11 protein-coding genes and 1 tRNA gene are annotated in these 14,872 nt (G+C 66.8%); all 12 read right to left on the reverse strand.

Annotated elements, in window-relative coordinates; translation table 11 throughout:
• Nucleotide 1 precedes the first annotated feature (1 nt).
• The 12 genes from rpsL to ACF1DX_RS08105 all read right to left on the reverse strand — a co-directional run bounded on the left by rpsL (nucleotide 2) and on the right by ACF1DX_RS08105 (nucleotide 14,672).
• Nucleotides 2–373 carry a 30S ribosomal protein S12 gene (rpsL, locus tag ACF1DX_RS08050; RefSeq protein ID WP_003948652.1) on the reverse strand — a complete coding sequence of 124 codons (372 nt, stop codon included), beginning with the start codon at nucleotides 371–373 and terminating at the stop codon, nucleotides 2–4.
• 278 nt (nucleotides 374–651) lie between these two features.
• Entirely contained in the window at nucleotides 652–1,212 is a 561-nt protein-coding gene (locus tag ACF1DX_RS08055; protein WP_391790335.1) for a DUF1707 and DUF4190 domain-containing protein, read from the reverse strand.
• A 138-nt stretch (nucleotides 1,213–1,350) separates the two neighbouring features.
• The gene (locus ACF1DX_RS08060) at nucleotides 1,351–5,250 is read right to left on the reverse strand and encodes a DNA-directed RNA polymerase subunit beta' (protein WP_030860901.1); all 3,900 of its coding nucleotides are present in this window, start codon (nucleotides 5,248–5,250) and stop codon (nucleotides 1,351–1,353) included.
• 94 nt (nucleotides 5,251–5,344) lie between these two features.
• Nucleotides 5,345–8,830, reverse strand: a complete 3,486-nt coding sequence (gene rpoB / locus ACF1DX_RS08065; RefSeq protein ID WP_391790336.1) for a DNA-directed RNA polymerase subunit beta — start codon at nucleotides 8,828–8,830, stop codon at nucleotides 5,345–5,347.
• Nucleotides 8,831–9,409: 579 nt separating this feature from the next.
• The gene (gene rplL, locus ACF1DX_RS08070; RefSeq protein WP_361736851.1) at nucleotides 9,410–9,796 is read right to left on the reverse strand and encodes a 50S ribosomal protein L7/L12; all 387 of its coding nucleotides are present in this window, start codon (nucleotides 9,794–9,796) and stop codon (nucleotides 9,410–9,412) included.
• 123 nt (nucleotides 9,797–9,919) lie between these two features.
• On the reverse strand, nucleotides 9,920–10,450 hold the full coding sequence (gene rplJ / locus ACF1DX_RS08075; RefSeq protein ID WP_030860896.1) for a 50S ribosomal protein L10: 531 nt from the start codon (nucleotides 10,448–10,450) through the stop codon (nucleotides 9,920–9,922).
• 294 nt (nucleotides 10,451–10,744) lie between these two features.
• Complete coding sequence (locus tag ACF1DX_RS08080) at nucleotides 10,745–11,701, reverse strand: hypothetical protein (RefSeq protein ID WP_391790337.1); 957 nt, start codon at nucleotides 11,699–11,701, stop codon at nucleotides 10,745–10,747.
• A 166-nt stretch (nucleotides 11,702–11,867) separates the two neighbouring features.
• A complete protein-coding gene (gene rplA / locus ACF1DX_RS08085; RefSeq protein ID WP_004927356.1) occupies nucleotides 11,868–12,593 on the reverse strand; it encodes a 50S ribosomal protein L1 in 726 nt (241 codons plus the stop codon).
• Nucleotides 12,594–12,676: 83 nt separating this feature from the next.
• The gene (rplK, locus tag ACF1DX_RS08090) at nucleotides 12,677–13,111 is read right to left on the reverse strand and encodes a 50S ribosomal protein L11 (RefSeq protein WP_073932788.1); all 435 of its coding nucleotides are present in this window, start codon (nucleotides 13,109–13,111) and stop codon (nucleotides 12,677–12,679) included.
• A gap of 177 nt (nucleotides 13,112–13,288) precedes the next feature.
• Nucleotides 13,289–14,125, reverse strand: coding sequence for a transcription termination/antitermination protein NusG (gene nusG / locus ACF1DX_RS08095; RefSeq protein ID WP_391790338.1), 837 nt, complete (start codon nucleotides 14,123–14,125; stop codon nucleotides 13,289–13,291).
• Between the two features lie 80 nt (nucleotides 14,126–14,205).
• Nucleotides 14,206–14,490, reverse strand: a complete 285-nt coding sequence (gene secE, locus ACF1DX_RS08100) for a preprotein translocase subunit SecE (protein ID WP_030823461.1) — start codon at nucleotides 14,488–14,490, stop codon at nucleotides 14,206–14,208.
• 109 nt (nucleotides 14,491–14,599) lie between these two features.
• A tRNA-Trp gene (locus ACF1DX_RS08105) sits at nucleotides 14,600–14,672 on the reverse strand.
• Between the last annotated feature and the right edge of the window lie 200 nt (nucleotides 14,673–14,872).

Here is a 14,872-nt window from a genome sequence, read left to right on the forward strand (position 1 = left end):
CTTACTTCTCCTTCTTGGCGCCGTAACGGCTGCGAGCCTGCTTGCGGTTCTTGACACCCTGGGTGTCGAGGGAACCGCGGATGATCTTGTAGCGAACACCCGGCAGGTCCTTCACACGGCCGCCGCGCACGAGCACGATGGAGTGCTCCTGCAGGTTGTGTCCCTCACCCGGAATGTAAGCAGTGACCTCGATCCCGCTGGTCAGACGCACACGCGCGACCTTACGCAGGGCCGAGTTCGGCTTCTTCGGGGTGGTCGTGAACACACGCGTGCAGACGCCACGACGCTGAGGGGAACCCTCGAGTGCGGGCGTCTTGTTCTTCTCGACCTTGTCCTGCCGGCCCTTGCGGACCAGCTGCTGGATCGTAGGCACTACTTCTCCGGTTTCTGTGTGCCGAATGGTGAAGCTAACCTGGAACGTCACCGACCCACGCGGTCGGGTGTGTCGAATCCCGCGAACTCCCGCCGCGAGGCGGAAAGAACGTGTGGATTGCGGTGGCCGTTCAGCGGCCCCCGGTGCGGTGTGATGGCACGCACGAAGGCCAGGGCACACCCCAGGCACAAGGTCTGAGCGTACCTATCGCATTCGCTGCGGTCAAAACAAATGGGGCCGACCCGCGCCGCCAGGCGGAACACGCCGGTCCTCGCTTGTCAACCGGAGGCCAGCGCGAGCGCGAACGACAGCAGCATCAGGACCACCCACGCCCCGTTCGCCAGCCAGCCGAGCGCCAGACCGGTCAGCGCCAGTCCGTCGCCCTCCTCCCCCGTGCGCGCGATCTCGGCCCGCGCCGCGTGCCCCAGGATCACCGCCGGGATGCCGGTGAGCCCGAAGGTGACCAGGCAGAGCCCGCCGCAGACGGCGGAGGCGACCGCCTTGCCGTTCACCCGCGCCCGGGGCACCGGCCGGAACACCGCCGGCACGGCGGGCACCGCATGCGGTACGGGCCCCTGCGGCAGGTCGGCCACCAGCAGCGCCAGCTCCCCCACCGTACGGGCGGCGTACGCCCGCGCGACCCTCCGGTCGAACTCGGGCTTCTCCAGCCGTCCCTCCCCGTACCCGGCCCTGAGGACGTCCACGGCCCGCTCCCGGTCGGCGTGCGAGGCGAGCATCGGCGGAGCGGCCCGGCCGGCCCACGGCTGCCCGGCCCACGGCTGCGGCACACCGTGCCCCTGCTGCCAGGGCTGCCCCTGCGGATACGGCGAATACGACACCGGGCGCCACCTCCCCCGTCATACCGGGTCCCTCCATGATGCGCCCGGGCGGCCGTTCCGGCACGGCTTCGGCACACGACGCCGAGGGGCGGCCACCCCGTACGGAGTGACCGCCCCTCAGCGCTTCAGACGTACGCCTTACTGGTTGTACGGACCGTAGTCGTAGTCCTCCAGCGGAACGGCCTGGCCGGAGCCCGTGCCGAACGGCGAGTAGTCGATGTCGTCGTAGCCGACGGCCGAGTACATCGCGGCCTTGGCCTCCTCGGTCGGCTCGACCCGGATGTTGCGGTAGCGGGACAGACCCGTACCGGCCGGGATGAGCTTACCGATGATGACGTTCTCCTTGAGGCCGATGAGGCTGTCGGACTTGGCGTTGATCGCCGCGTCCGTCAGCACTCGGGTCGTCTCCTGGAAGGAGGCGGCCGACAGCCAGGACTCCGTCGCCAGCGAGGCCTTGGTGATACCCATCAGCTGCGGACGACCGGAGGCCGGGTGACCGCCCTCCTGGACCACACGACGGTTCTCGGTCTCGAACTTCGAGCGCTCGACCAGCTCGCCGGGCAGCAGCTCCGCGTCGCCCGACTCGATGATCGTCACACGGCGGAGCATCTGCCGGATGATGATCTCGATGTGCTTGTCGTGGATCGACACACCCTGCGAGTTGTAGACCTTCTGGACCTCGCCGACCAGGTGGACCTGGACGGCACGCTGACCCAGGATGCGCAGCACGTCGTGCGGGTTGGTGGCACCCACGGTGAGCTGCTGGCCCACCTCGACGTGGTCGCCCTCGCCGACCAGGACCTTGGCGCGCTTCGAGATCGGGAACGCCGTCTCGTCGCTGCCGTCGTCCGGGGTGACGACGATCTTCTTGGTCTTCTCGGTCTCCTCGATCCGCACGCGGCCGGAGGCCTCGGAGATCGGGGCGACACCCTTCGGCGTACGGGCCTCGAAGAGCTCGACGACACGGGGCAGACCCTGGGTGATGTCGTCACCGGCCACACCACCGGTGTGGAAGGTACGCATCGTGAGCTGGGTACCGGGCTCACCGATGGACTGGGCGGCGATGATGCCGACCGCCTCACCGATGTCGACCAGCTTGCCGGTGGCCAGCGAACGGCCGTAGCACATCGCGCAGGTGCCGACGGCGGACTCGCAGGTCAGGACCGAACGGGTCTTGACCTCCTCGACGCCGCGGGAGACGAGCTCCTCGATGAGGACGTCGCCCAGGTCGGTGCCGGCCGGGGCCAGCACCTGTCCGTCGACCACGATGTCCTCGGCGAGGCAGCGCGCGTACACGGAGGTCTCGACGTCGCCCTCCTTGCGGAGCACGCCCGTCTCGTCCCGGCTCGCGATCTTGAGACGCAGACCGCGGTCGGTGCCGCAGTCCTCCTCGCGGATGATGACGTCCTGGGAGACGTCGACCAGACGACGGGTGAGGTAACCCGAGTCGGCGGTACGCAGAGCGGTGTCCGCCAGACCCTTACGGGCACCGTGCGTGGAGATGAAGTACTCCAGCACGGACAGGCCCTCACGGAACGACGCCTTGATCGGACGCGGGATCGTCTCGTTCTTCGCGTTCGACACCAGACCACGCATACCGGCGATCTGACGCATCTGCATCATGTTGCCTCGTGCGCCCGAGTTCACCATCATGAAGATCGGGTTGGTCTTCGGGAAGTTGTCGTTCATCGCCTCGGCGACCTCGTTGGTCGCCTTGGTCCAGATGTTGATGAGCTCCTGCGTGCGCTCGTCCTTGGTGATCAGACCGCGCTCGTACTGCTTCTGGACCTTCTCGTCCTGCGCCTCGTAGCCCTTGACGATCTCCTTCTTCGCCTCGGGGACGACGACGTCGGAGATGGCGACGGTGACGCCGGAGCGGGTGGCCCAGAAGAAGCCGGACGCCTTCAGGTTGTCGAGCGTCGCCGCCACGATGACCTTCGGGTAGCGCTCGGCGAGGTCGTTGACGATCTCGGAGAGCTGCTTCTTGCCGACCTCGTAGTCGACGAACGGGTAGTCCTCGGGCAGCAGCTCGTTGAAGAGCGCGCGGCCCAGGGTGGTGTTCAGCCGGAAGCTGTCACCCTGCTGCCACTCGGGCTCACCCTCCTCGCGCGCCGGCGGGGTCCAGCCACGCGGCGGGATGGTGCCGACCGGGAAGCGGATGTCGATCCTCGACTGGAGCGACAGCTCGCCCGCGTCGAAGGCCATGATCGCCTCCGCGACCGAGGCGAAGGAACGGCCCTCGCCCTTGAGGTCGCGCATCTCGCCGTCGGTGGTGAGGAAGAACAGACCGAGGACCATGTCCTGGGTCGGCATCGTCACCGGACGGCCGTCGGCCGGCTTGAGGATGTTGTTCGAGGACAGCATCAGGATGCGGGCCTCGGCCTGCGCCTCCGCGGACAGCGGCAGGTGCACGGCCATCTGGTCACCGTCGAAGTCCGCGTTGAACGCGGTGCAGACGAGCGGGTGGATCTGGATGGCCTTGCCCTCGACCAGCTGCGGCTCGAAGGCCTGGATGCCGAGGCGGTGCAGGGTGGGAGCGCGGTTCAGCAGGACCGGGTGCTCCGCGATGACCTCTTCGAGCACGTCGTACACGACCGTGCGGCCGCGCTCGACCATGCGCTTGGCCGACTTGATGTTCTGCGCGTGGTTCAGGTCGACCAGGCGCTTCATCACGAACGGCTTGAAGAGCTCCAGCGCCATGGCCTTCGGCAGACCGCACTGGTGCAGCTTGAGCTGCGGGCCGACGACGATGACGGAACGCGCCGAGTAGTCGACCCGCTTGCCGAGCAGGTTCTGACGGAAGCGGCCCTGCTTGCCCTTGAGCATGTCGGACAGCGACTTCAGCGGACGGTTGCCGGGGCCCGTCACCGGGCGGCCGCGGCGGCCGTTGTCGAAGAGCGCGTCGACGGCCTCCTGGAGCATGCGCTTCTCGTTGTTCACGATGATCTCGGGCGCGCCGAGGTCGAGAAGCCGCTTCAGGCGGTTGTTGCGGTTGATGACGCGGCGGTACAGGTCGTTGAGGTCGGAGGTCGCGAAGCGGCCACCGTCCAGCTGCACCATCGGACGCAGGTCCGGCGGGATGACCGGCACGCAGTCGAGCACCATGCCCTTGGGGCTGTTGGACGTCTGCAGGAACGCGGAGACGACCTTCAGCCGCTTGAGCGCACGGGTCTTCTTCTGGCCCTTGCCGGTGCGGATGATCTCGCGGAGGCGCTCGGCCTCCTCCTCGAGGTCGAAGGACTCCAGGCGCTTCTGCAGCGCCGCGGCACCCATCGAGCCGTCGAAGTACGTGCCGAAGCGGTCGCGCAGCTCGCGGTAGAGCAGCTCGTCGCCCTCGAGGTCCTGGACCTTGAGGTTCTTGAACCGGGTCCACACCTCGTCGAGACGGTCGATCTCGCGCTGCGCGCGGTCGCGCAGCTGCTTCATCTCGCGCTCGGCACCCTCGCGCACCTTGCGGCGCACGTCGGCCTTGGCGCCCTCGGCCTCCAGCTCGGCCAGGTCGGTCTCGAGCTTCTTGGCACGGGCCTCGAGGTCGGCGTCGCGGCGGTTCTCGATCTGCTGGCGCTCGACGGAGACGTGGGCCTCCAGCGAGGGCAGGTCGCGGGTGCGGCGCTCCTCGTCGACGTACGTGATCATGTACGCCGCGAAGTAGATGACCTTCTCCAGGTCCTTCGGGGCGAGGTCGAGCAGGTAGCCCAGACGCGACGGGACGCCCTTGAAGTACCAGATGTGCGTGACGGGCGCGGCCAGTTCGATGTGGCCCATCCGCTCGCGGCGCACCTTGGCGCGCGTGACCTCGACGCCACAGCGCTCACAGATGATGCCCTTGAAGCGGACGCGCTTGTACTTGCCGCAGTAGCACTCCCAGTCCCGGGTCGGACCGAAGATCTTCTCGCAGAAGAGTCCGTCCTTCTCGGGCTTGAGGGTGCGGTAGTTGATGGTCTCGGGCTTCTTGACCTCGCCGTGGCTCCACTGACGGATGTCGTCAGCGGTGGCCAGGCCGATCCGGAGCTCGTCGAAGAAGTTGACGTCGAGCACTATGCGTCAATCCCTCTCAGGGTTGTAAGTCTTGGGGTCTGAAACGGGGGTCCTGGGGCGGGCGGCCTTCACGGGGAAGGCCGCCCCACTCCCGTCAGACCTCTTCGACGCTGCTCGGCTCGCGCCGGGACAGGTCGATGCCGAGCTCCTCCGCAGCGCGGAAGACGTCCTCGTCGGTGTCACGCATCTCGATGGACATACCGTCGCTGGACAGCACCTCCACGTTCAGGCACAGGGACTGCATCTCCTTGATGAGCACCTTGAAGGACTCGGGGATGCCGGGCTCGGGGATGTTCTCGCCCTTGACGATGGCCTCGTAGACCTTCACGCGGCCGGTCACGTCGTCGGACTTGATGGTCAGCAGCTCCTGGAGCGCGTAGGCGGCGCCGTACGCCTCGAGTGCCCACACCTCCATCTCGCCGAACCGCTGGCCACCGAACTGAGCCTTACCGCCCAGCGGCTGCTGGGTGATCATGGAGTACGGACCGGTCGAACGCGCGTGCAGCTTGTCGTCGACCAGGTGGTGCAGCTTCAGGATGTACATGTAGCCGACCGAGATCGGCTCCGGGAACGGCTCGCCCGAGCGGCCGTCGTACAGCCGTGCCTTGCCGGACGGGAGCACCATGCGCTCGCCGTCGCGGTTCGGGATGGTGTGCTGGAGCAGACCCGCGAGCTCGTCCTCACGCGCACCGTCGAAGACCGGGGTGGCGACGTTGGTGCCGGGCTCGACCTTGTCGGCGCCGATGGCCTGGAGCCGCTCGGCCCACTCCTCCGCGAGGCCGGAGACGTCCCAGCCGCGGCTGGCGAGCCAGCCGAGGTGGATCTCCAGGACCTGTCCCGGGTTCATTCGGGACGGGACACCCAGCGGGTTGAGGATGATGTCGACCGGGGTGCCGTCCTCCAGGAACGGCATGTCCTCGATCGGGTTGATCTTGGAGATGACACCCTTGTTGCCGTGACGGCCGGCGAGCTTGTCACCGTCGGTGATCTTGCGCTTCTGCGCGACGTAGACGCGCACCAGCTGGTTGACACCGGGGGGAAGCTCGTCGCCCTCCTCGCGGTCGAAGACGCGCACGCCGATGACCTTGCCGGTCTCGCCGTGCGGCACCTTCAGCGAGGTGTCACGGACCTCACGGGCCTTCTCACCGAAGATCGCGCGGAGCAGGCGCTCCTCGGGGGTCAGCTCGGTCTCACCCTTGGGCGTGACCTTGCCGACGAGGATGTCACCGGCGATGACCTCGGCGCCGATGCGGATGATGCCGCGCTCGTCGAGGTCGGCGAGGACCTCCTCGGAGACGTTCGGGATGTCCCGGGTGATCTCCTCGGGGCCGAGCTTGGTGTCACGGGCGTCGACCTCGTGCTCCTCGATGTGGATCGAGGAGAGGACGTCGTCCTGCACGAGGCGCTGCGACAGGATGATCGCGTCCTCGTAGTTGTGACCCTCCCACGGCATGAACGCGACCAGCAGGTTCTTGCCGAGCGCCATCTCGCCGTTCTCGGTGGCCGGGCCGTCGGCGAGGACCTGGCCGGTGATGATCCGGTCGCCCTCGTTGACGATGACCTTCTGGTTGACCGAGGTGCCCTGGTTGGACCGGGAGAACTTGGCCAGGCGGTACGTGATGTACGTGCCGTCGTCGTTGGCGGTGGTGATGTAGTCCGCGGAGACCTCCTGGACCACACCGTCCTTCTCGGCCTTGACCACGTCGCCGGCGTCGACGGCGGAGCGGTACTCCATGCCGGTGCCGACGAGCGGGGACTCGCTTTTGATCAGCGGCACGGCCTGGCGCATCATGTTCGCGCCCATGAGGGCGCGGTTGGCGTCGTCGTGCTCGAGGAACGGGATCATGGCGGTCGCGACCGACACCATCTGGCGCGGCGAGACGTCCATGTAGTCGACGTCGTCACCGGGGACGTAGTCGACCTCGCCGCCACGGCGGCGGACCAGGATCCGGTTCTCCACGAACCGCATGTCGTCGTTGAGCGGGGCGTTGGCCTGCGCGATGACGAAGCGGTCCTCCTCGTCGGCGGTCAGGTAGTCGACCTCGTCGGTGACCTGGCCCTCGACGACCTTGCGGTACGGCGTCTCGATGAAGCCGAACGGGTTGATCCGGCCGTACGAGGCGAGCGAACCGATCAGACCGATGTTCGGGCCTTCGGGCGTCTCGATCGGGCACATGCGGCCGTAGTGCGACGGGTGCACGTCACGGACCTCGAAGCCGGCCCGCTCACGGGAGAGACCACCCGGGCCGAGGGCGTTCAGACGACGCTTGTGCGTCAGCCCCGACAGCGGGTTGTTCTGGTCCATGAACTGCGACAGCTGGCTGGTGCCGAAGAACTCCTTGATGGAGGCGACGACCGGCCGGATGTTGATCAGGGTCTGCGGCGTGATCGCCTCGACGTCCTGGGTGGTCATGCGCTCGCGCACGACGCGCTCCATACGGGCGAGACCCGTACGGACCTGGTTCTGGATCAGCTCGCCGACGTTGCGGATACGGCGGTTGCCGAAGTGGTCGATGTCGTCGGTCTCGACCATGATCGAGCGACCGGACTCGCCGACCGTCTCGGTCTCACCGGCGTGCAGCTTCACCAGGTACTTGATGGTGGCGATGATGTCGTCGGTGGTGAGCACGCCGGCGTCCAGCGGCTCGTCCCCGCCGAGCTTCTTGTTCACCTTGTAGCGGCCGACCTTGGCGAGGTCGTAGCGCTTGGGGTTGAAGTAGAGGTTCTCGAGCAGCGTCTGCGCGGCCTCACGCGTGGGGGGCTCGCCCGGACGCAGCTTGCGGTAGATGTCGAGCAGCGCGTCGTCCTGGCCCTGGGTGTGGTCCTTCTCCAGGGTGGCGCGCATGGACTCGTACTCGCCGAACTCCTCGAGGATCTGCTCGGTGGTCCAGCCGAGCGCCTTCAGGAGGACGGTGACGGACTGCTTGCGCTTGCGGTCGATGCGGACACCGACCATGTCGCGCTTGTCGATCTCCATCTCCAGCCAGGCACCCCGGGACGGGATGATCTTGGCGGAGAAGATGTCCTTGTCGGACGTCTTGTCGATGGAGGAGTCGAAGTAGACACCCGGCGAACGGACGAGCTGCGACACCACGACACGCTCGGTGCCGTTGATGACGAAGGTGCCCTTGTTCGTCATGAGCGGGAAGTCGCCCATGAAGACGGTCTGGGACTTGATCTCGCCGGTCTCGTTGTTGGTGAACTCGGCGGTGACGAAGAGCGGGGCCGCGTACGTGAAGTCGCGCTCCTTGCACTCGTCGATGGAGTTCTTCGGCGGCTCGAAGCGGTGGTCGCGGAAGGTCAGCGACATCGACCCGGAGAAGTCCTCGATCGGGGAGATCTCTTCGAAGATCTCCTCCAGACCGGACTTGGTGGGGACGTCGTGCCCGCTCTCGAGAGCCTCCTCGACCCGACTCTGCCAAGCGGTGTTCCCGAGCAGCCAGTCGAAGCTTTCGGTCTGCAGCGCGAGCAGGTTCGGAACCTCGAGAGGCTCCTTGATCTTTGCAAAGGAGATGCGCAGCGGGGCGGTGCTGGCACCGTTGTTCGTATTCGCGGTCGAGGCGTTGCGCGAGGCGGCCAAGAGGGGGTCCTTCCGAGGGCTCGGACTCACTACGCGCGTACCGGCCCCCCACTGGGCAGAGAGACAGACATCCCAGGTCAGAGATGATCTAGTCGTCGGTGCTCGAGCGAGGGCATGCCCCTGGTGACGGGCAGGGGACAGCTAACAGGCAGCGCAAAGGGTCAGTGTAGCCATTTGGCACACTGATGTCCAATGCCGGTTTACGGAACCGGTGGAGGCCCTCGTTCTTCTCAACTCCTGCGACAAGGCGCTGCCCTCAACGCACGTTCATACTGCCCTCTTTGCCGCCGATCCATGCCTCGGATCCGGATCCTTGTGGCGACGCGTCCTGAGAATTGCGCGCTGCGTGCGGTTCGTCAAGGCCCCCTTGCCGGAACCGCCCGCCACCAGGCAGATCTTCGAGGTCCCCGGAGGCACAACGAAGATCACCTTACTCCCCGCCGTCACAGGTGCAAGGCAGCCGCCGCCGGACCCCTCATACGCCGAGGAGCGACCACCCGGATGGATGATCGCTCCTCAGCGCTTGAGCGTTACACGTCCCTGGGGACGCGCAGGGGACCCGTGGGGACCCCGGAGGTGTTACTTGACCTCGACGGAGGCGCCGGCGCCCTTGAGGGACTCGGCGGCCTTCTCGGCGGCGTCCTTGGCGACCTTCTCGAGGACGGGCTTCGGGGCGCCGTCCACGAGGTCCTTGGCCTCCTTCAGACCCAGGGAGGTCAGCTCACGCACGACCTTGATGACCTGGATCTTCTTGTCGCCGGCACCGGTGAGGATGACGTCGAACTCGTCCTTCTCCTCCTCGGCCGGGGCGGCCGGGCCACCCTGGGCCGGGCCCGCGGCGACGGCGACGGCCGCGGCGGCGGTGACGTCGAACTTCTCCTCGAAGGCCTTCACGAACTCGGAGAGCTCGATGAGGGTCATCTCCTCGAACTGCGCGAGCAGGTCTTCCTGGCTGAGCTTCGCCATGATGGCGGTCCTTCCACTAATTCGGCAGGTGCCGGATGTACGGGGTGAGGCGGGCGTACGTCGGGCCCGCGTCGACCCTCACCTCACGCGGTGCGTGCGGCGAGGATCGGAAAGCGAGCCGAATTACTCGGCACCGCCCTGCTCGTCCTGCTTGGCACGGAGCGCGTCCACGGTGCGGACGAGCTTCGAGGGGAGCGCCTGGAAGAGCTGAGCAGTCTGCGTCTGCTTGCCCTTGAAAGCGCCCGCCAGCTTGGCGAGCAGAACCTCGCGGGACTCGAGGTCCGCAAGCTTCTTGATCTCGTCGGCGGACAGCGCCTTGCCGTCAAGGACACCGCCCTTGATGACGAGATTCGGGTTGTCCTTGGCGAAGTCACGAAGACCCTTCGCCGACTCCACCGGGTCACCGGTGACGAAGGCGACTGCCGTCGGGCCAGCGAAGAGCTGGTCGTCGAGCGTGATCCCAGCCTCGTTGGCCGCAATCTTGGTCAGCGTGTTCTTCACCACGGCGTACTGGGCGTTCTCACCGAGCGAACGACGCAGCGTCTTGAGCTGCGCCACGGTGAGACCGCGGTACTCGGTCAGCACGGCGGCGTTGGAGCTGCGGAACTTGTCCGTCAGCTCGGCAACCGCGGCAGCCTTGTCGGGCCTCGCCATAGAGCCTCGGCCTCCTTCCGGGTGATTCGGACCGCGCGGACCCGAAGGAGGACTGGGGAAAACGAAACGCCCCGGCGCAGGCGCACGGGGCGTAGCTCGACCGGTCACTCGCGTCCTCGCGGCAGCGAGCTCCGGGAACTCTTCCACTGACACCTGCGCGGGTCGTCCGCAGTTCAGCGGATCCTTCGGCCACCGTGAACTCTGACGAGCGCACGGCAACGACCAGCGGTCTTTGGCTTCTGTGGAAGAGTACGCGAACGGATCGGCGTCAAGCAAATCGGCCGATCGGGGGCATCAGGCGTCGAGGCCGGCCTCGGGGTCCGCCTCCAGGCCCTCCAGCTCCTTCATCATCTCCATGAAGTCGAAGGTGTCCTTCGCCGGCGGCGCCTCGACGTCGGCGGCGGCGCCGTAGTCGGAGTAGTGCGCCGTCATCTTCATCGCGCCGGCGTCCATCTGCATGCCGACGACCATCTTGGCCGGGTAGTTGTCCTCGTTGACCCAGACCTCGGTGTCGTACCCCTTCAGGCCCGTCTTCTTCATGTTGGCGACGAGCTGCTCGCGCTCCTGCGCGGTGAACACGCCGTCGAGCGCCTTGTTGGCGTCGAGCATCTCCTCGATGGTCAGCGTGCCCTTGTAGTGCTGCGTCTGGACTCCGTCGACCTTCTCAGGACCCACGTGCTTCAGGTTCTCCGACCCGAGCAGCAGGGCGAGCTGCTGCGCCGGGTCCTGGTTCATGTTCTCCATGCCGCCGGTCATCTGCTTCTGGATCTCCGGATCGCCGGACGCCTCGGCGATGGCACCGAAGTCCATCTTCATCCAGCGCTTGCCGTCCATCTCGGCAGCCTGCTCCGTGCCCATGTCCATGTACATGGCCTGGTCCAGCATGATCATGCGGACCTGCTCGGGGGCCTCCGGGTCGTCCGCCGTGAGCGCGGAGCCCTTCATGGTGACGTCCATGACGGCCGGGTCCCAGCCCTGCACACCGGACATCTCCATGGTGCCGCCGCCGTCCAGACCGGCCGGCATCTCCATGGTCATCCGGACCTTGGAGGACTTGGCCTCCGAGGTGTTCCTGAAGGCCGCCTGGAGGACCTCCGTCATCTCGTTCTGCGTCTGGACCTCGGTCTTCGCCGAGTCGGCGGCCTTCTTCTTCGTCCCGCCCCCGTCACCGTCCTGACAGCCCGCGACGCCCACGACGACGGCCGCGGCCGTCAGACAGACACCCGCGCGCTTCCATGCGGCCATGCCCATGAATCCCACCCCTGGTTGTTTCGCTGTGTCACACCTGTGAAGTCAGAAAAAAGGTAGCCCACGCCACTGACACTGTCGTACGAAAAAACCCGTCCCCGCGCCTCGGACGAGACGCGGGGACGGGTTTTCCGCGGTGTGCACGGGCCGGTCACCCGGCCCGCCCGGCTCAGACGGCGGCCGGGTCCTCCTCGACGAGGAGGTTGCGGGTGCGGTTGGAGTCGAGCGGAATGCCGGGGCCCATCGTGGTGGTGATGGCGGCCTTCTTGATGTAGCGACCCTTGGCGGCGGACGGCTTCAGACGGAGGATCTCCTCCAGCGCCGCGGCGTAGTTCTCCACCAGCTTGGTGTCGTCGAACGACGTCTTGCCGATGATGAAGTGCAGGTTCGAGTGCTTGTCGACGCGGAACTCGATCTTGCCGCCCTTGATGTCGTTGACGGCCTTGGTGACGTCCGGGGTCACGGTGCCGGTCTTCGGGTTCGGCATCAGGCCACGGGGACCGAGCACGCGGCCGAGGCGGCCGACCTTGCCCATGAGGTCCGGGGTGGCGACGACGGCGTCGAAGTCCAGACGGCCCTTCGACACCTCGTCGATCAGCTCGTCGGCGCCGACGATGTCGGCGCCCGCGGCACGCGCGGCCTCGGCACGGTCACCGGTCGCGAAGACCAGGACCCGGGCGGTCTTACCGGTGCCGTGCGGGAGGTTCACGGTGCCACGGACCATCTGGTCGGCCTTGCGCGGGTCGACACCCAGACGGAAGGCGACCTCGACGGTGCCGTCGAACTTGGTCGTGGACGTCTCCTTGGCGAGACGGACGGCCTCGAGCGGGGCGTACAGCTTCTCCCGGTCGATCTTGGCGTCCGCAGCGCGGAGAGACTTGCTGCGCTTGCTCACTGAAAGCTCCTGTGAATTGTCGAGGAGTCGTGGTCCGGGCCGAGCAGGCCCTTCCACTACTGCTTGGCTTACGGGGGTGGAGGTCAGCCCTCGACCGTGATGCCCATGGAACGGGCGGTGCCGGCGATGATCTTCGACGCGGCGTCCAGGTCGTTGGCGTTGAGGTCGGGCATCTTGGTCGTGGCGATCTCACGGACCTGGTCGGCGGTGATCTTCGCGACCTTGGTCTTGTGCGGCTCGCCGGAGCCCTTCTCCACACCCGCGGCCTTGAGGATCATCTTGGCTGCCGGCGGGGTCTTGGTGACGAAGGTGAAGGAACGGTCCTCGTAGACCGTGATCTCCACCGGGATGACCCAGCCGCGCTGCGACTCGGTCGCGGCGTTGTAGGCCTTGCAGAACTCCATGATGTTCACGCCGTGCTGACCCAGCGCGGGGCCGACCGGCGGGGCCGGGTTCGCGGCACCGGCCTGGATCTGGAGCTTGATGAGCCCCGTGACCTTCTTCTTCTTGGGAGGCATGACTCTCCGGGTCCTTTCGGTTCGGGTCCTGCCCGCGTCATGGGACAACCCGGACGCAGGCATACCGCACAACGATAACGGGTATAGATGCGCGGCTGAAAACCGAGCAGGTCAGGCGGACGCTCGCACGCCCGCCTGACCTGTTCGGAAGCTGTGTGCCAGAAGGACTGTCCTGGACTAGTTCTTCTGGATCTGGTCGAAGGAGAGCTCGACCGGCGTCTCCCGGCCGAAGATCTCCACCAGGCCCTTGACCTTCTTGGAGTCGGGGTTGATCTCGTTGATGGTCGCCTGCAGCGTGGCGAACGGGCCGTCGGTGACGGTGACCGAGTCGCCGACCTCGAAGTCCAGCACCTGGACCTCGACCTTGCGCTGCGGGGCCGGCTTGCCCTCGGCCTCGGCGGCCTCGCGGGCGGCCTTCTCCTCGGCCTCCGGGGCGAGCATCTTGACGATCTCGTCCAGCGTCAGCGGGTACGGGTCGTAGGCGTTGCCCACGAAACCGGTGACACCGGGGGTGTTGCGGACGACGCCCCAGGACTCGTTCGTCAGGTCCATACGGACCAGGACGTAGCCCGGGAGCTTGTTCTGCTTGATCGTCTTGCGGTCGCCGTTCTTGATCTGGACGACCTCTTCCTGCGGCACCTCGGCCTGGAAGATGTAGTCCTCGACGTTCAGCGAGACGGCGCGCTGCTCCAGGTTGGTCTTCACCCGGTTCTCGTAACCCGCGTACGTGTGGATGACGTACCACTCGCCGGGCAGCGTCCGCAGTTCGTCGCGGAGCTTCTCGACGGGGTCGCGGTCGTCCTCGGGCTCTTCGGCCTCCTCGGCCGCTTCCTCGGCCTCGGTGGTCTCGTCCGCCTCGGCGCTCTCGTCCGCGGTGGTGTCGGCAGCCTCGGCCTCGTCGAAGGCCTCGGTGTCCTCGACGTCCGCGCCCTCGACGGCGGCGAGCGCGTCCTCGGCGGACTCGGCCCCTTCGCCGTAAGGCTCAACGGCGTCGTTCACGTTCGGGTCAGACACGGTGGCTGCTTCTTCCTGGATACAAGGGGTGGAACATGCGAAAAGGAGCGCCGGATACCTCGGCGCTCTTCGCTCTCGGCTCAGCCGAAGACGTACTTGGCGGCGTGGCTGAGACCATAGTCGATCAGGGTGACCAGACCGATCATCACGACGACGAAGACGATCACGGCGGTCGTGTACGACGTCAGCTGGTTGCGGGTCGGCCAGACGACCTTGCGGAGCTCCGCGATGATCTGGCGGTAGAAGAGCGCGAGACGCTTCAGCGGACCCTTCTTGGCCCGCTTGCCGCCCTTGCGGGTCTTCTTGGAGTCCGGCGCCTCGTCCTGGGCATCAGGCATGTCGATGGAGCCCACGGCGTCCGTCACTCGTCCTCACCTGATTCCGGGTCGTGGCCGTGCCGCGCCCGGTCAGAGCCCGCACGGCGGTGCATTGCTGTACGTACATGCGCACACATCCTGGCGAAGGTGTGTGTAGCAGGGCCGGAGGGACTTGAACCCCCAACCGCTGGTTTTGGAGACCAGTGCTCTACCAATTGAGCTACGACCCTTTGTGTGTCCCCCAACGTACCGCATCCGACCGGATGCTTGGTGTGCACCGGCTGAGTGCGGGCCGCTGAAGGCCAACGAGGTGAGAGTGTACGTGTTCCTGGGCCGGGCGTCGAACAGAAAGTATCCGGCGGTCACCGCTCCGGCTGGAGATCGTCCCGCCCGCGGCGGACCGGCGGCGTCGATCCGGACTGGTGTTCAG

This window comes from Streptomyces sp. NPDC014676 (genome assembly GCF_043084105.1).
GTDB lineage: Bacteria > Actinomycetota > Actinomycetes > Streptomycetales > Streptomycetaceae > Streptomyces.

Excerpts from the sequence above, each read along its gene's own strand:
- rplL (WP_361736851.1), bottom strand. The coding sequence starts at position 9,796 with ATGGCGAAGCTCAGCCAGGAAGACCTGCTCGCGCAGTTCGAGGAGATG.
- rplJ (WP_030860896.1), bottom strand. The coding sequence starts at position 10,450 with ATGGCGAGGCCCGACAAGGCTGCCGCGGTTGCCGAGCTGACGGACAAG.
- ACF1DX_RS08080 (WP_391790337.1), bottom strand. The coding sequence starts at position 11,701 with ATGGGCATGGCCGCATGGAAGCGCGCGGGTGTCTGTCTGACGGCCGCG.
- rplK (WP_073932788.1), bottom strand. The coding sequence starts at position 13,111 with ATGCCTCCCAAGAAGAAGAAGGTCACGGGGCTCATCAAGCTCCAGATC.